A 15,461-nucleotide genomic window follows, 5' to 3' on the forward strand; every position below is an offset into this window, starting at 1 on the left:
AGATATGACAAAACAGCCGGGCAGAAGTTTGGAGAAAGGAGTGATGCCGACGATGGCGCGTACTGCAATGCTCGTCATGGCCGGGCTTGTCCCGGGCATCCACGTCTTGAACGCATCGCAGCAAGTAAGACGTGGATGGCCGGGCATAGGCGAGCGGAAGCGACGCCGTCCTACGGACGGCTATGCCCGGCCATGACAGAAACAGCACTACCGCGTTCCGAACGTGGTCGCGCCGAACAAGGCCTTCTGCGTCGAGGGTTGCGAACGCCAGTACTGCGGCGGTACGTCAACGGTGCCGCCGAGTTCGGCGGCGGCGTGCCAGCCCCAACGGGGGTCGTAGAGCATGCCGCGCGCCAGCGCGACCATGTCGGCCTTGCCCGACGCCACGATCTCTTCGGCCTGTCTGGCATCCGTAATCAGCCCGACCGCAATGGTGGCAAGGCCGGTAGCTTCTCGGATCGCCTGCGCGAACGGCACCTGATAGCCGGGGCCGAGCGGAATTTTCTGCAGCGGCGAGACGCCGCCCGAGGATGCATCGATCCAGTCGGCGCCGCGTTTCTTCAGCTCCTGCGCGAATTCGATGGTCTGCGCGAGATCCCAGCCGCCCTCGATCCAGTCGGTCGAGGACACCCGAATTCCCATCGGCCTGTCGGCGGGAAACGCCGCGCGTACCGCGTCGAACACTTCGAGCGGGAAACGCATCCGGTTCTGCAACGAGCCGCCATATTCATCAGTGCGCTGGTTGGCGATCGGCGACAGGAACTGATGCAGCAGATAGCCATGGGCAGAATGCAGTTCGATGGCGTCGATGCCGAGCCGTTCGGCGCGCCTGGCGGCCGCCACGAAGGCCTCGCGCACCCGCGCCAATCCCGCGGCGTCGAACGCCAGAGGCGGCGTCTCGCCTTCCTTGTGCGGAATGGCCGAAGGTCCCTCCGGCCGCCAGCCGCCTTCGGCGACCGGAATCAACTGTCCCCCGTCCCAAGGCGTGTGGCTCGACGCCTTGCGGCCGGCATGGGCGAGCTGCATCATCACAGCGGCCTTCGAACGCTTGCGGACCGAAGCGAGGATCGGCTTCAGCGCCGCTTCGGTGGCGTCGTTGTAAAGGCCGAGGCAGCCCGGCGTGATGCGGCCGATCGCCTCGACCGCGGTGGCCTCGATGCAGAAGATCGCGGCCCCGGACAGCGCCAGCGAGTTGATGTGGGTGAAGTGCCAGTCATTGGCCTCCCCGTCGACGGAGGAATACTGGCACATCGGCGCCACCATGATGCGGTTGGAAAGCGTCAGGCCACGCAGCTTGATCGGGGAAAACAGGGCGCTCATGGAGAATATCCGGGCGGGAGGAAAACGGTCGCGTCTTGTGTAGCGATGCGTACCGCCCTCCTCAACCCATCGCCGCTGCAACCCTCCCCTACGGTTCGAGGCCTACTGCTTGATCCAGCTACTGCTTGATCCCTGCGGCCTGAACAGGCTCGTCAGGACGCAAACAACACGAAGGACTTGTTCAGCAAAAACTCCGGTTTCATCGCCCGGAGCGTTGCAAGAACCGGTCCGCTATTTGTCGAACTTGCCGACCCTGAGATCGACGATGCGATAGCGATGGCCCGATATCAGCACGCAATCGGCCTCCGCCGAAAATTCGACCATTGACCTTCCGTCATCGAGCTTCTGCGCCAGCTTTCCGTAGGCGCCGAGCAGGCGCGTAAAATTCATATTGGAAGTCTGGAACAGATGATGTTCGCGGAGCCGGAAGCGTCGCGTTCCGGTCCATTCGATGGTGGAAACACGGTGGCCGAAATGCTCGTCCTCGCCGACGTTGCGGCTGGTGACATCTTTGAACAGGCTCGGGCCGGAAATCGGAAGGGCGCGGCCATGCTCGACGGAATAAAGGTTCAGCTCCAGCACGTGGCGATCACTGCGGTAATTGACGGCGACATGGCGTGAGTCCAGGGCCCACGTGGTACGGTAGGCATTGGGACCGGTATCGAGAATGCCGTCGGGCCCGATGCCGGGGAGGCGCACGATCCTGCGATGCGCTGGCTCCGCCATTAGCCAGACATGAAAGTTTTCGTTGCCCTCGCCGTCACCATGAGAGGCGAGCGACATGCGTTTGTTGGGCGCAAGACCATCGCGGATGACGGCATATTCGTCCTTGGCATATTCGTGGCTGTCGGTGGCCCGCGCGGGTGCGGCGGCGAGCGTGAGGAATGCGGCAAGGAGGGCGAGGATGATGCGGCAGGACGTCATCCGAGTTAGTCGATGTGACATGGTGCGCGGTTCATCTCAGCCGTCGTCCCCGCCTAGTGCGCAATTGCGCACGGGGCGCGGGGACCCATAACCACAGGGTTTCGTGGTTACGACGAAGTCGTCGGACAGCCTTTTTAGGAGCGATAGGCCGCGGCGCATGGGTCCCCCGATGTGCGATTGCACATCTGAGCTCGCGCTTCGCTTGGCCGGGACGACAAAGTCACTCCACCAGCGTGAACTGCAGCAGCAGATTGCGCTGGATCATCGAAAAATTGTCGTCGGAGACCAGCGTGAGAACCGTTTCGCCTTCCGGCGTGACGTGGGCGTCGATGCCTTCCATGTTGTCGATCTCGTGGCCGAGGTCGGCATTGAAGATCGCAGGCCCGTCGATCACGGCGCCGGGGGCGACCGAAGCGAGTGGAATACGACGGATCCGGATGCCGATGCCGCCGAGCAGCGAGAATTTTCGCTCCAGCAACAGCAAATCGCCTGACGGCAGCAGCACCGCGTCGCTGATGTCGAAATTGTCGGTGCGGCGGACGGTGAACTGGCCTGGTGTCTTGCCGCCGACCATAAACGCGAGGATGTTGCCCTGCGCGTCGAGGCCGCGTTCGGAGATCGCGAGCAGTGTTCCCGCCAGCGCAAACCCCTTCGGCACCATCACCAGCGCCTCGAGCCCCTTGTTGAACGGCAGCTTGCGTGCCGTCGGTGGCAGCGGCACCACTTCGCCGGTCGCGCGGGTAAAACCCTTGGCAAAATCGAACCGCAGCAGCTGATTGACGCGCTCCAGCCCGACATAGACCATCGACCCGTCGAGCGCGATCGACTCGCTGTCGAACCAGCCGCGCGAGGTGATCGGCTTGCCGTCGGGGCCGAGCATCGGCGAAGCCTCGACATCGTCGAGCCCGGTCATCTCCCGGCCCTTGTAGACGATGCGGCCGGTAAACCAGCTTCCCTTGTCGCTGATGGCGATGAAACGTTCGCCCTTCGCATCCAGCCGCAGGCCGGACAATCCGCCGAAGCCGCGAAACCGCGATGTCAGAATGAGCCCGCTGCGATATTCCAGCGAACCGAACCGCACATGCGAGCGGTCGCGGGTGTCGAACGACGGCAGCGGCCGCGCATTGACCTCGATCGAGACCGGCGCCGTGACCGAGAATTCGCCCGGGGTGGCCTGCTTCGGCGGCGGTTGAACCGCGGTCTGCGCCCGCGCGAGGCTGGGTACGGCACTCACCGAAAGCCCCGCCGCCGAGTATTTCAGGAAGCGGCGGCGGCTGACGAGGTCGCGCATCTCACGAGTGCAGTTTGCGCGGCCGGCGGCTGGTGGTGGGCGCAGCGCCTGAGGTCTCGCTGAACAATTCGGCGAGCTTTTCGGTAATCGCACCGCCGAGTTCCTCGGCATCGACGATGGTGACGGCGCGGCGATAATAGCGCGTGACGTCGTGACCGATGCCGATCGCGATCAGTTCGACCGGAGAGCGGGTCTCGATCTCCTCGATGATATGGCGCAGATGGCGCTCGAGGTAATTGCCGGGATTGACCGACAGCGTGGAGTCGTCGACCGGCGCGCCGTCCGAAATCATCATCAGGATCTTGCGCTGCTCGGCACGGCCAAGCAGGCGCTTGTGCGCCCAGTCGAGCGCCTCGCCGTCGATGTTTTCCTTCAGCAGCCCCTCACGCATCATCAAGCCCAGATTCTTGCGCGAACGGCGCCAGGGCGCGTCGGCGGACTTGTAGATGATGTGCCTGAGATCGTTGAGCCGGCCGGGATTGGCCGGCTTGCCGGCGGCGAGCCACGCTTCGCGCGACTGCCCGCCCTTCCAGGCGCGTGTGGTGAAGCCGAGAATCTCGACCTTGACGCCGCAACGCTCCAGCGTGCGCGCCAGGATGTCGGCACAGGTCGCCGCCACCGTGATCGGGCGACCACGCATCGAACCGGAATTGTCCAACAGCAGCGTCACCACGGTGTCGCGGAAGGTCGCTTCCTTCTCGTGCATGAACGACAGCGGGTGATAGGGATCGGTCACCACGCGCGACAGCCGGGCGGGATCGAGGATGCCTTCCTCGAGATCGAACTCCCAGGCGCGGTTCTGCTGCGCCATCAGGCGGCGCTGCAGCCGGTTGGCCAGCCGCGCCACGATGCCCTGCAGGTGCGCGAGCTGCTTGTCGAGATAAGAGCGCAGCCGTTCCAGCTCATCATGGTCGCAGAGATCTTCGGCCGCGATCACCTCGTCGAATTTCGGCGCGAAGGCGTGATATTCCGGTCCGCGCGGTTCGTTGGCGCCGCGGGTATTCGGCCGCGTCGCCTCGCCCGGCGTCTCATCGTCGCCGAGTTCGCCGTCGTCGAAAGTATCGCTGGTGGAAGCCTGCGCGCTTTCCATCGCGCTCTCCGACATCTCGTCGGTAGAGGCCTGCGCCTGGTCGGCGCTCATTTCCTGCGCGGCATCCGAGTCGGGCGAGCCCTCGGCGCCGGACTGATCGTTCTCGCCGTCCTGATTCTCGTCGTCGTTCTCGTCGTCATCGGCGTCGGCATTGCGGTCGTCGCCGAGATCCAGCGCCGACAACAGGTCGTGCACGAGGTCGCCGAATTTCGCCTGGTCCTCCGTGACCCGGCTCAACTGGTCGAGCCGGGTGCCGATCTTGTCTTCCAGCGCCGGCCGCCAGAGATCGACCATCTTCTTGGCAGCCGCGGGCGGCGCCATGCCGGTCAGGCGCTCGCGCACCAGCATCGCCAGCGCGTCCGACAGCGGCGCGTCGGCGCGGTCGGTGATTTCGTCATACTTGCCGCGATGAAAGTGATCGTCGAGCATCGCGGTGAGATTCTTCGCAACCCCCGCCATCCGCCGTGAGCCGATGGCTTCGACGCGGGCCTGCTCGACCGCCTCGAACACGCCGCGCGCCTGCGGATTTCCCGGCATCAGCTTGCGGTGCACCTTGGGATCGTGACAGGCGAGTTTCAGCGCGATGGAATCCGCATGGCCGCGCACGATCGCCGCGTCCCGCTTGGTCATCTTGCGGGCCGGCTCCGGCAGCCGCGCCTTGCCCGGCGCAAGGCCCGGTCGCTCGGCGGCGAACGACACTTCCAGTTCAGGCGCTTTCGCAATCGCGCGCAGGCACGACGTGACCGCACGCTTGAACGGCTCGGTCGGCGCTTCCTTCGATCCGGTGCGGAATTTGGAGTTGGATGTGCTCATAGCGCTTTCGTGAACCAATGGCGCGTGACGCCCTCAGGATACCCGTCGATTGAACCGAATTCCTCATACCCACAGGCGCGGTAGAAGCCCGGCGCCTGAAAACTCATCGTATCCAGATAGGAACGTTTGGCCCCGAGCTTCCTCGCTTCGTCCTCGATCGCCTTGATCAGCCGCGTTCCGTAATCCTTGCCGCGAAGCTTCTGCTCCATCCAGAACAGCTGGATGAACAGCAGCGTGCTCCAGACTTCACCGACAATCCCGCCGACGATCTCGTCACCTTCACGCAGCGAGACGGCGAGGCGCTTGTATTTCTGCTTCCCCATCTTTTCGCGGTTGTAGGCAATCAATCCGTCGAGCACCGCCTTCTTGGTCGATCCAATGGTGCGCTCGACGGAAATTTTCGGCATCGGTCAGCTCAGCGCCACGTTGACCGAACTCTCGGCCAGCTCCTGGTTGAAGCAGCGCTGATAGAATTCGGCCACCAGCGGCCGCTCCAGTTCGTCGCACTTGTTGAGGAAGGTGACGCGGAACGCGAAGCCGATGTCGGAGAAGATATCGGCGTTTTCCGCCCAGGTGATCACCGTACGCGGGCTCATCACCGTCGACAGATCGCCGTTGGCGAATGCGTTGCGGGTCAGATCGGCGAGCCGCACCATCTTGTTGACGATGTCGCGGCCTTCCTGCGTGCGATAGTGCTTTGCCTTCGCCAGCACGATCTCGACTTCCTCGTCATGCGCCAGATAGTTCAGCGTGGTGACGATCGACCAGCGGTCCATCTGGCCCTGGTTGATCTGCTGGGTGCCGTGATAGAGGCCCGAAGTATCGCCGAGGCCGACGGTGTTGGCGGTCGAGAACAGGCGGAACGCCGGATGCGGCTTGATCACCTTGTTCTGGTCCAGCAGCGTCAGGCGGCCGGAAACTTCCAGCACGCGCTGGATCACGAACATCACGTCGGGACGGCCGGCGTCGTATTCGTCGAACACCAGCGCGATGTTGTGCTGCAACGCCCAGGGCAGGATGCCGTCACGGAATTCGGTGACCTGCTTGCCGTCGCGCACGACGATGGAGTCCTTGCCGACCAGATCGATGCGGCTGATGTGGCTGTCGAGGTTGACGCGCACGCAGGGCCAGTTCAGCCGTGCGGCGACCTGCTCGATATGGGTCGACTTGCCGGTGCCGTGATAGCCGGTGACCATGACGCGGCGGTTGTGGGCGAAGCCGGCGAGAACCGCGAGCGTCGTCGCGCGGTCGAAGCGGTAATCCGAATCGACTTCCGGCACATGCGGGTCGACTTCGGCATAGGCCGGCACTTCGAGATCGCTGTCGATTCCGAACACCTGCCGGACCGACACCTTCATATCGGGCAAACCGACGGGCTCCGTAACTTTGGTCATGGCGGCGGTCGTCATCAATCCTCCGAGGTCCCGGGCTGTTTCCCGAAACCAGATTTGCTGAGTGGCTGCGGATGGGGTCTGCCACAAACCTAGCAGAGAGCAACGGCCGGCAGAAGCCCGCGGCTCAATCAAAGTTCCGTTGCTTTATCATGGAGATAGGTGATGTGTCAGGTTTTTGGAGGGCTGCCCTGCGAATCACGCCGCACTTTCGCCACCCGGGCCGCCGACCGGGCTGATCTTGAGCCCCACGGGCACTTTCAACCCCGGTCCGGAGTTGTTAGGTCTGGATGCCGGCATCCCCACTGAAACAGGAACTCTGTGACCTCATTCCTTGATCCCCTGATCGCGTTCGTCTCAGAGCATGCCTGGCTGGCCTATCTCACGCTGTTTCTGGCGGCCCTGCTGGAAGCGGTGCCGGTGGTCGGCGCGCTGGTGCCGGGCTCGACCATCATTCTGGCCCTGAGCGCGCTGGTGCCGGGCGGAGAATTGAATCTATGGGGCGTGCTGGCCTCCGCCATTGCCGGCGCCCTGCTCGGCGACGGCACCGCCTACCTGGCCGGTCACCGCTCGCAACGCGAGATCCTCAACGTCTGGCCGTTAGCGAATTATCCAAATGTGGTCGCGCAGAGCGAAAGCTTTTTCACCCGCTGGGGCGCGCTGGCGGTGTTCTTTGCCCGCTTCGTGCCACCGATCCGCGCCTTCGTTCCGATCACAGCCGGCGCGCTCGGGATGCCGCCGATGAAGTTCTATGGCGTCAACATTCCCGCGATCCTGGTCTGGGCAATGGCCCATGTCCTGCCCGGTGTGCTGGCGGTATCGGTGCTGCATCAATATGGCCTGTCGCATCACGAGCATGTCGGCAAACATCTCTGGATGTGGGCGGTGGCGGGTGGCGCGCTGGTCGTGGCCTTTGGCGTCTGGACCATCCGGCGCCGCCACGGCGGCGGCATCATCGAGACGGCAAAAAAGTAATCACGGGAAAATAATCAGGCGGCGCCCCGTCCCGGCGCCGGACCGATATAGCGGGCGCGGGGCCGGATCAGTTTTCCGTGCTGCAATTGCTCGCAGGCATGCGCGATCCAGCCGACCGTGCGGGCCATCGAAAACAGCACCAGTTCATGGCCGGGCGGGAGGCCGAGCGTGTGAATCAGCACCGCGAGCGCATAGTCGATATTGACGAATTCACCGGTCGCCTCCGCTATCCGCTCCGGAATTTCGTGGGTGAATTTGCGATCCGCACCCGAACGCGCCAATGCCTCCAGCAGGGCTTTTGCGCGGGGATCGCCGAGCTTGTAGACGCCATGGCCGAAGCCCGCAAAACGCTCGCCGAGCGCGACGCGCTCGCGGATCATAGGCGCAACCTCGCCACCTGCCAGCGTCTTCAGGAGCTGCGCCGCCAGCACGCCGGCGCCGCCATGTTTTGGGCCCTTCAGCGCGACGAGGCCTGCAATAACGGAATCATAGAGGTTCAAGCCGGTCGATGCCGCGCAGCGCACCGTGAAGGTCGAGGCATTCAGTTCGTGATCGGCCAGCAGAACCAACGCGCGGCGGATCAGATCGGCGGCGTGCTTGTGGTCCGGCGCCCACACCCGCGCGATCTGGATATGCAGCGGCTTTGGCGATGATTTCGCGTTCAGCATGGTCGCGACCAGAAGGCGCATGATGCGGCCACCGACCATCGCGCGGCCCTCGGGCGCGCGGGTGAAGGCGCGCGGATCGGCCGCGGCGGCGAGCGCCAGAACGGCAATCGCGCGATCGATCGCATTGGCCCCGCGCGTGGCTTCGGCCACCGCGCGCATTTCGTCGGAGAAGCTGGGGCAATTGTCCTGTTCGAACGGATCGGCACCGGTGACATCCCACAACAGCGTCGCGGCATGTTCCAGCGTGTCGCGCTCGGCGAGGTCGACGCAATTGACGCCGCGATAGATCGGGCCGTCCTCGGTGATGGTCGCGACCGACGAATCCAGCACCGGCAGGTCAGCGTCGAAACTTCGCAACCCCCGCGGTTCCGGCGACGGCGTCCGCCGCTCTTTCAGGGTGCGGACATCCTCGGCCCGATAGCGGTGGCTGCGCGAATCCTGCGACGGCTCGGAGCGGATCAGCCCGCGGCTGACATAGGCATAAAGCGTCGCCTGCGAGATCGCGAGTTCGGCGGAGGCCTCGCGGGCGGACAGATAGAGGCCGGCGGATTTTTTCATATTGATTTACATAATCAAGATTGATCAATCTGTCGAGTAGGCCGACCTTTGAAACCACAAAGGAGACCTGCCATGAACATTCGACTGTCCAAGACCCCGATCGGCCTCGACGGCGTTCCCGCTGCCGAAACCGTGCTCAGCCATGTCGACGGCGAGCGCGGCGAACTGATCATTGCCGGCGAGCGCGTCGGCGACCTCGCCCGAAAAACCGGCTTCGAGGGCGTCACCGCCCGCCTATGGAGCGGCGGCACCGGCCAGCCGATCGGCGAGGCTGCGGTACGCGCCGCCCTGGGCGCCGGGCGCGAACGCGCCTTCGCACGGCTGCCGGGTCTGCTCGGCATCACCCGCGGGCTGTCGGTGGTCGACGGTTTCCGGGCGGCAATCGCCGGGCTGCGCGTAGAAGCCGGACTGACGCACGAAGCCACGATCGTCGGCGCATTTCCGGTGATCGCCGGCGCGCTGGTGCAGCGCTCAAAAGGCAGCGATCCGGTCGCGCCCAATCCTAACGCCAGCCATGCCGCCGACACGCTGTCGATGATGCTGGGCCGCAAGCCCGACCCCGGCGAGGTCGCAGCCCTCGACGCCTACTTCGTCACGGTGTGCGATCACGGCATGAACGCCTCGACATTTACGACCCGCGTCGTGGCCTCGACGCAGGCCGACCTGTTCGCAGCCGTGACCGCCGGCTACTGCGCATTGACCGGACCGCTGCACGGCGGCGCGCCGGAGCCGGTGCTGGAAATGCTGGATGCGATCGGATCGGCTGAGCGGATCCAGCCCTGGGTCGACAGCGCGCTGGCGCGCGGCGAGCGGCTGATGGGCTTTGGTCATCGCGTCTATCGCGTCCGCGATCCGCGCGCCGACGTGCTGAAGCACGCGATCGAACGGCTCGCCGGCGGCGGCACCGATTTGCCGTTCGCGAGCGAGGTCGAGGCCTATATTCGAAGCGCGCTGCGGCGGAAAAATCCGGAACGGCCGCTCGACACCAATGTGGAGTTCTTCACCGCGATCCTGCTCGACACGCTGAAAATCCCGCGGCAGGCGTTTACACCTATATTTGCGGTGGCGCGCGCCGCCGGCTGGACCGCACATGCCCGCGAGCAGCAGCGCGGCGGCAGGCTGATAAGGCCGAGTTCGGCCTATGTCGGGCCGATGCCGGAGTGAGAATGCGACGGCGTTGAACGGCGGCGGAGCCGCAAACTCCGCCGTCGTCCCTGCCTAGTGCGCAATTGCGCACGGGCGCAGGGACCCACAACCACAGGCTTGTCTTGTTGAGTGAAAGTCGGCGACCGGCTGTCTAATATCGATAGGCCGCGGCGTATGGGTCCCTGCGTACGCAGGGACGACGCAAGATTTTCGTTCGGCGCGCTACGCGCCGCGGACCACGGTCTTGAGATAATTATACGCCTTGATGATCTCGATCAGGCGATCCTCGGTGGAGCGGTCGCCGCCATTGGCGTCGGGATGGTGCTGCTTGACCAGCGCCTTGTACTTCGCCTTGACGTCTTCCAGCGTCGCTTCCGCCGTGAGGCCCATCACCTGCAGCGCCTTGCGCTCGGCGTTCATGATCTTGCGGGTCTCGGCCTTGGCTTCAGCGCCCGGACCGGGCCGCCAGCGGCCACGCCCGTTGAGCTCGGAGAACATGCTGAACGGATCGGCCGCGCCGTCCATTTCCTCGGCGGCAAGCTTGCCCTTCTTGCCGGCGGTATTGGCGCCCATCTTCCAGGTCGGACGGTGGCCGGTCAGCGCATCCTTCTGGTAGCGCGCGACGGCGTCGGCATTCATGCCCTGGAAGAAATTGTAGTTCTGATTGTACTCGCGGACGTGATTGAGACAGAAGTGGAAATACTCGCGCGAGTTCTCGCGGCCCTTCGGCGCGCGGTGCGGGCCCTTGTTCGGGCAGCCCGCCCACTCGCACATGGCGGCTTCCTCGCGCGCCTGCGCCTGCTGCTTCGCACTCACCTTGTTGGGCTTGATGCGAATGGAATCGAAGAACTTGGATGAATCAATCGGCATGGCTGACTTTGACTACGCAATGCCCGAGGCTTCAAGTCTTGACATTGCGAATACCTCTCTCTCGATACACCCATTGACGGAAGACGGAAGCAGACGTATCTGCCGCCATCATGAACACCAGGGACGCTATCATAAACAAGTTGCGTGAAGCTTTCGTGCCGGAAAGCCTCGACGTTGCGGACGAATCGCATCTGCATGAGGGCCACGCCGGCCACAGGCCGGGCGGCGAGACACATTTCAGGGTTTATATCGTATCTCCGGCCTTCGAAGGGAAGAGCCGGATCGAACGTCACCGCATGGTGAATACGACCTTGGAGGCGGAACTCAAGGGCTCCGTCCACGCGCTGGCGATCAAGGCACAAGCTCCAGGCGAAAAGCAGGGCTAAACGCCGCAGCACTGGCGCGCCGGTCAGGTGCGGGTCTTGTGGCTTTCGCGCAAGATCGCGCAGACGCCTGCGCCATTTTGATTTATGCTGAGTAACAACCAGGCGGTGGACGCAATTCCCGGGATATAGCGGGTCGGGCACGACCCCTTTAGGCCATCGCCGGTCCGCGGGGTCGTCCGATGCCGTATTGGGCACGCTTCAGATGGGTCGCAGCCATGACGGCGCTGGCTGCGCTCGCCTCGGCCAGGGCACTGGACAAGGCCCAGGCGCTGGATATGCCGAGCCCCTTTGTGCAGGAAGTGCTGGTCAAGAGCATTCTCGTCACGCTCAACGACGCCGTGGCCGCCGACAACTTCACGGTGCTCCACGCCAAGATATCAAAACCGTTTCGCGAGCAGTTCCCACCCGAAAAACTACGTACCGTCTTCAAGGACCTGATCGACAAGCATGCCGTGTTCGACGCTGTGGTGGCGAGCCCGGTCGTTGCCGACGAGGACGCGAAGATCGACGAGCAGGGCGTGCTGCGCCTGAAAGGCCATTTCGACACCGCGCCCAAGAAGGTGAAATACCAGCTCGGCTTCATTCCCTCCGACGGCGCCTGGAAGCTCAGCGGCGTTACCATCGATATCGAATAACCATCGCGTTTTTGAGCGAAGCATGCTCTCGGACTTGATCCGAGGGTGGCCGCCGGTTCGCGCCAAGAAAACGCGTCAAACAAAAAAAGTAGACCCAATCAGAACCGACAGCGCTCTAAAACGCCGTCCCTGCCCGCTTCGGCTTCTTCTCCTCGACCTCCGCGTCGCGCGGCACCTGAACGATGCGCAGCGCGGTGATACGGTTGCGCTCGCGGCGCAGCACGCGGAAGCGGAAGCCGTGGAAGGTAAAGCTCTGGCCGCGGTCGGGGATCGAGCGCGCCTCGTGGATCACGAGGCCTGCAACCGTCGTTGCCTCTTCGTCGGGCAGATGCCAGTCCATCGCGCGATTGAGATCGCGGATCGGCACCGAACCGTCGACCACCACGGAGCCGTCGGGCTGGGCGCGGACGCCGGCCACCACCACGTCGTGCTCGTCGGAGATGTCGCCGACGATCTCCTCCAGGATGTCTTCCAGCGTCACCATGCCTTCGACTTCGCCGTATTCGTCGACCACCAGCGCGAAATGGGTCTTGCGGCGGCGAAACGCCTTGAGTTGCTCGGAGACCGGGCGCATTTCCGGCACGAACCACGGCGGCAGCGCGATGGTCGAGACGTCGATGCTGGCGGTGTCGCCTTCGGCGGCGCGGATCGCGCGCAGCAGATCCTTGGCGTGCAGCACGCCGATGATGTTTTCCGGCTTGTCGCGCCACAGCGGAATGCGGGTGTATTCGGTCGCCAGCACCTCGCGCACCAGATCCTCCGGCGGCAGGTCGGCGTTGATCATCACCATTTCGGTGCGGTGAACCATGACGTCGGAGACCTGCAGCTCGCGCAGGTCCAGCAGGCCGCCGAACATATCGCGGTCCTGTTTCTCGACCTTGCCCTCGTGATGCAGCAGGTCGACCGCGCCGCGCAGACGCTCGGTCGGCGACAGGATCGGCTGGTTGGCACCGATCTTGATGCCCAGCATTTTCATCAGCACGACGACAACAGCCTCGATCACGGTGAGCAGTGGGCCGAGCAGATAGACCACGAGCTTCATCGGGCGGGCGACCAGCAGCGACACCCGGTCGGGCGCGTTGATCGCAATGGTCTTCGGCAATACCTCGGCGAAGATCACGACCAGCACCGTCATCACGCCGGTCGCATAGAGCACGCCGACCTCACCGAACCACGCGGTGAAGATGCCGGTAGCCAGCGCGGAGGCGCCGATATTGGCGATGTTGTTGCCGAGCAGCAGCGCGCCGATCATCCGCTCGCGCATCGCGAACAGGCTGGACACCACGCCGGCTTCGCGGCTGCCCTGCTTGGAAAGCCGCAACATGCTGGCGCGCGAGGCACCGGTCAACGCGGTCTCGCTCGCCGAGAAAAAGGCGGAGACCAGGAGACATCCGATGACGATCGAGAAGGTAAACCAGTCCAATTTATTGCATCCGGACGGAGTTAAGCGACAGCGCTCACGCTTTGGCCAGTTTGGCCTTTAGAAAATCACGGACCAATGACGGCTCGACATCGTTGGCGATCACCGCGCGGCCGACCGCCTCGAGCAGGATGAAGGTCGGTTTGCCGCGCTTGACCTTCTTGTCCTGCGCCATCAGCGCCAGCAGCGCATCGGCATCGGCCAGCCCTTCCTGGGCAAAACCCGCGATATCCTGCAAATGGGTCGGCAGGCCGACCGAAGCAAGGTGGCGTTCGATCCGGGCGGCGTCCTGCTCGGAGATCATGCCGAGCTTTGCGGAGAATTCCGCCGCCAGCACCATGCCGACGGATACGCCTTCGCCGTGGAACAGGCGATCGGAAAAGCCGGTCGCCGCTTCCAGCGCGTGGCCGAAGGTGTGGCCGAGATTGAGCAGGGCGCGCTCGCCGGTTTCGCGCTCGTCGCGCGACACGATCGCCGCCTTGGCCCGGCACGACGTTGCGATCGCGTGCTCGCGCGCCGCGCCGCCGGAAAAGATATCGGCATGGTTGGCTTCGAGCCAGGCGAAGAACGCCTCGTCGCCGAGCGCGCCGTATTTGGCGACTTCGGCATAGCCGGCGCGGAACTGGCGCGGCGACAGCGTGTCGAGCACGGAGGTGTCGGCGATGACCAGCACCGGCTGGTGAAACGCGCCAAGCAGGTTCTTGCCCTGCGGCGAATTGATACCGGTCTTGCCGCCGACGGAGGAATCCACCTGCGCCAATAGCGAGGTCGGCACCTGCACGAAATCGACGCCGCGGCGCAGGATCGACGCCGCGAAGCCGGCGAGATCGCCGACCACGCCGCCGCCGAGCGCGATGACGAGATCGTTGCGCTCGATCTTCGCCGCGATCAGCGCTTCGCTGACCTTTTCCAGACCCGAATAGCTTTTCGACCCCTCGCCTTCCTCGACGATGACGCGCGAGGTCGGGATGCCGGCGGCTGCCAGCGAGCTTTCGGTTGGCTCCAGCCAGCGCTTCGCAACGGTGCGATCGGTGACGATGGCGGTTCGCACGCCCGGCCGCAACGCGGCGACGCGCGCGCCGAGCGACGGCAGCACGTCGCGGCCGATGACGATGTCATAGGCGCGGTCGCCGAGGGCGACGTCGACCGTGATATCGGCGGAATGTTTCAGTGGCGCAGTCATTTCGGTACCAGAGTCATGTTGGTAACAGGGTCATGGCGTGGCGCTGATCCCGTCCGGTGTTGGTTGAGCTGCCGCTACGCCGACACCCAGCCGGGCGCGCAGGGCCTCGATACATTCGTCGACGATCCGGTCGTGCGGCACGTCGCGCGACCAGATCGTCAGGTCGGCGCTCTGATAGACCGGCTCGCGCGCTTCGAGCAGACGGCTAATGGTCGCTGCCGGATCCTCGGTCTGCAGCAGCGGCCGGTCGGCACGACGTTTGACGCGCTTCATGATGACGTCGGCGTCGGCCTTGAGCCAGATCGACACCGCCTTGTCGCGAATGCGGTTGCGGGTTTCCTCGCGCATGAAGGCGCCGCCGCCGGTCGCGATCACCGCCGGTCCATTGTCGAGCAGCCGCGCGATCACCCGCGCCTCGCCATCCCTAAAATACGGCTCGCCATGAACCGCGAAAATTTCCGGAATCGTCATTCCGGCATGTGCCGCCTCGATCTCGATGTCGGCGTCGAGAAACGGCAACCGCAGCCGCGCCGCCAGCCGCCGGCCGATGGTGGATTTGCCGGCCCCCATCATGCCCACCAGCACGATCGAACGCGCTCCCAAGGCGGCCGTGATCTCGGCCTCCTGAGGGGTACTGGCGGGTGCCTGGGCGGCGGTCTCGGACATCAAAACTCGGTCATCGCTGGGTTTTTGGGCGTTCTGGCGCCACCTATACTACCCCCAGCAACGCCCTTGCCAGAGACTCTTGCAAGCCGGCGGGGAACATGTTGGATGATTTCAATGGTTAATTT

At 64.3% G+C, this 15,461-nt stretch carries 15 protein-coding genes; 4 read left to right on the forward strand and 11 right to left on the reverse strand.

Annotated features, from left to right (window positions below):
* Positions 1–207: 207 nt before the first annotated feature.
* The 6 genes from BLS26_RS15410 to cobS all read right to left on the reverse strand — a co-directional run bounded on the left by BLS26_RS15410 (position 208) and on the right by cobS (position 6,847).
* Positions 208–1,320: an NADH:flavin oxidoreductase/NADH oxidase gene (locus BLS26_RS15410; protein ID WP_092512448.1), complete on the reverse strand. Its 1,113-nt coding sequence runs from the start codon at positions 1,318–1,320 to the stop codon at positions 208–210.
* A gap of 231 nt (positions 1,321–1,551) precedes the next feature.
* Complete coding sequence (locus BLS26_RS15415; protein WP_157676464.1) at positions 1,552–2,265, reverse strand: hypothetical protein; 714 nt, start codon at positions 2,263–2,265, stop codon at positions 1,552–1,554.
* A 199-nt stretch (positions 2,266–2,464) separates the two neighbouring features.
* Entirely contained in the window at positions 2,465–3,535 is a 1,071-nt protein-coding gene (locus BLS26_RS15420) for an esterase-like activity of phytase family protein (RefSeq protein ID WP_092512452.1), read from the reverse strand.
* A gap of 1 nt (position 3,536) precedes the next feature.
* Entirely contained in the window at positions 3,537–5,438 is a 1,902-nt protein-coding gene (cobT, locus tag BLS26_RS15425; protein WP_092512454.1) for a cobaltochelatase subunit CobT, read from the reverse strand.
* Positions 5,435–5,845 (reverse strand): GNAT family N-acetyltransferase, encoded by a 411-nt coding sequence (locus BLS26_RS15430; protein WP_092512456.1) that lies wholly within the window; start codon positions 5,843–5,845, stop codon positions 5,435–5,437. Before BLS26_RS15430 ends, cobT begins: the two co-directional genes overlap by 4 nt.
* A 3-nt stretch (positions 5,846–5,848) precedes the next feature.
* Entirely contained in the window at positions 5,849–6,847 is a 999-nt protein-coding gene (gene cobS, locus BLS26_RS15435; RefSeq protein WP_092512458.1) for a cobaltochelatase subunit CobS, read from the reverse strand.
* Positions 6,848–7,150: 303 nt separating this feature from the next.
* On the opposite strand from cobS, the gene BLS26_RS15440 reads away from it, so the two are divergent.
* Positions 7,151–7,804 (forward strand): DedA family protein, encoded by a 654-nt coding sequence (locus BLS26_RS15440; RefSeq protein WP_092512460.1) that lies wholly within the window; start codon positions 7,151–7,153, stop codon positions 7,802–7,804.
* A gap of 14 nt (positions 7,805–7,818) precedes the next feature.
* On the opposite strand, the gene BLS26_RS15445 is transcribed toward BLS26_RS15440, so the two are convergent.
* On the reverse strand, positions 7,819–9,030 hold the full coding sequence (locus tag BLS26_RS15445) for a citrate synthase family protein (protein ID WP_092512462.1): 1,212 nt from the start codon (positions 9,028–9,030) through the stop codon (positions 7,819–7,821).
* A gap of 72 nt (positions 9,031–9,102) precedes the next feature.
* Here BLS26_RS15445 and BLS26_RS15450 point away from each other — a divergent pair, with 72 nt between their 5' ends.
* On the forward strand, positions 9,103–10,194 hold the full coding sequence (locus BLS26_RS15450; protein ID WP_092512464.1) for a citrate synthase/methylcitrate synthase: 1,092 nt from the start codon (positions 9,103–9,105) through the stop codon (positions 10,192–10,194).
* A gap of 204 nt (positions 10,195–10,398) precedes the next feature.
* On the opposite strand, the gene BLS26_RS15455 is transcribed toward BLS26_RS15450, so the two are convergent.
* Positions 10,399–11,046, reverse strand: coding sequence for a J domain-containing protein (locus BLS26_RS15455; protein ID WP_092512466.1), 648 nt, complete (start codon positions 11,044–11,046; stop codon positions 10,399–10,401).
* 110 nt (positions 11,047–11,156) lie between these two features.
* On the opposite strand from BLS26_RS15455, the gene BLS26_RS15460 reads away from it, so the two are divergent.
* Both BLS26_RS15460 and BLS26_RS15465 read left to right on the forward strand, forming a co-directional pair.
* Complete coding sequence (locus BLS26_RS15460) at positions 11,157–11,432, forward strand: BolA family transcriptional regulator (RefSeq protein WP_092512468.1); 276 nt, start codon at positions 11,157–11,159, stop codon at positions 11,430–11,432.
* Positions 11,433–11,611: 179 nt separating this feature from the next.
* Entirely contained in the window at positions 11,612–12,067 is a 456-nt protein-coding gene (locus BLS26_RS15465) for a hypothetical protein (RefSeq protein WP_244541950.1), read from the forward strand.
* Between the two features lie 115 nt (positions 12,068–12,182).
* Here BLS26_RS15465 and BLS26_RS15470 read toward each other — a convergent pair whose 3' ends face one another.
* From BLS26_RS15470 to BLS26_RS15480, 3 genes are read right to left on the reverse strand one after another with little or no spacing between them, the layout of a single operon-like run.
* Entirely contained in the window at positions 12,183–13,490 is a 1,308-nt protein-coding gene (locus BLS26_RS15470; protein ID WP_092512470.1) for an HlyC/CorC family transporter, read from the reverse strand.
* Positions 13,491–13,524: 34 nt separating this feature from the next.
* Entirely contained in the window at positions 13,525–14,670 is a 1,146-nt protein-coding gene (gene aroB, locus BLS26_RS15475; protein ID WP_092512472.1) for a 3-dehydroquinate synthase, read from the reverse strand.
* A 30-nt stretch (positions 14,671–14,700) separates the two neighbouring features.
* Positions 14,701–15,336 carry a shikimate kinase gene (locus tag BLS26_RS15480; RefSeq protein ID WP_092512474.1) on the reverse strand — a complete coding sequence of 212 codons (636 nt, stop codon included), beginning with the start codon at positions 15,334–15,336 and terminating at the stop codon, positions 14,701–14,703.
* Positions 15,337–15,461: the final 125 nt, after the last annotated feature.

It is taken from the genome of Afipia sp. GAS231, from assembly GCF_900103365.1.
GTDB lineage: Bacteria > Pseudomonadota > Alphaproteobacteria > Rhizobiales > Xanthobacteraceae > Bradyrhizobium.

Excerpts from the sequence above, each read along its gene's own strand:
- BLS26_RS15420 (WP_092512452.1), bottom strand. The coding sequence starts at position 3,535 with ATGCGCGACCTCGTCAGCCGCCGCCGCTTCCTGAAATACTCGGCGGCG.
- BLS26_RS15430 (WP_092512456.1), bottom strand. The coding sequence starts at position 5,845 with ATGCCGAAAATTTCCGTCGAGCGCACCATTGGATCGACCAAGAAGGCG.
- BLS26_RS15465 (WP_244541950.1), top strand. The coding sequence starts at position 11,612 with ATGCCGTATTGGGCACGCTTCAGATGGGTCGCAGCCATGACGGCGCTG.
- BLS26_RS15455 (WP_092512466.1), bottom strand. The coding sequence starts at position 11,046 with ATGCCGATTGATTCATCCAAGTTCTTCGATTCCATTCGCATCAAGCCC.
- cobS (WP_092512458.1), bottom strand. The coding sequence starts at position 6,847 with ATGACGACCGCCGCCATGACCAAAGTTACGGAGCCCGTCGGTTTGCCC.
- aroB (WP_092512472.1), bottom strand. The coding sequence starts at position 14,670 with ATGACTGCGCCACTGAAACATTCCGCCGATATCACGGTCGACGTCGCC.
- BLS26_RS15450 (WP_092512464.1), top strand. The coding sequence starts at position 9,103 with ATGAACATTCGACTGTCCAAGACCCCGATCGGCCTCGACGGCGTTCCC.
- BLS26_RS15480 (WP_092512474.1), bottom strand. The coding sequence starts at position 15,336 with ATGTCCGAGACCGCCGCCCAGGCACCCGCCAGTACCCCTCAGGAGGCC.
- cobT (WP_092512454.1), bottom strand. The coding sequence starts at position 5,438 with ATGAGCACATCCAACTCCAAATTCCGCACCGGATCGAAGGAAGCGCCG.
- BLS26_RS15410 (WP_092512448.1), bottom strand. The coding sequence starts at position 1,320 with ATGAGCGCCCTGTTTTCCCCGATCAAGCTGCGTGGCCTGACGCTTTCC.
- BLS26_RS15445 (WP_092512462.1), bottom strand. The coding sequence starts at position 9,030 with ATGAAAAAATCCGCCGGCCTCTATCTGTCCGCCCGCGAGGCCTCCGCC.
- BLS26_RS15460 (WP_092512468.1), top strand. The coding sequence starts at position 11,157 with ATGAACACCAGGGACGCTATCATAAACAAGTTGCGTGAAGCTTTCGTG.
- BLS26_RS15415 (WP_157676464.1), bottom strand. The coding sequence starts at position 2,265 with ATGTCACATCGACTAACTCGGATGACGTCCTGCCGCATCATCCTCGCC.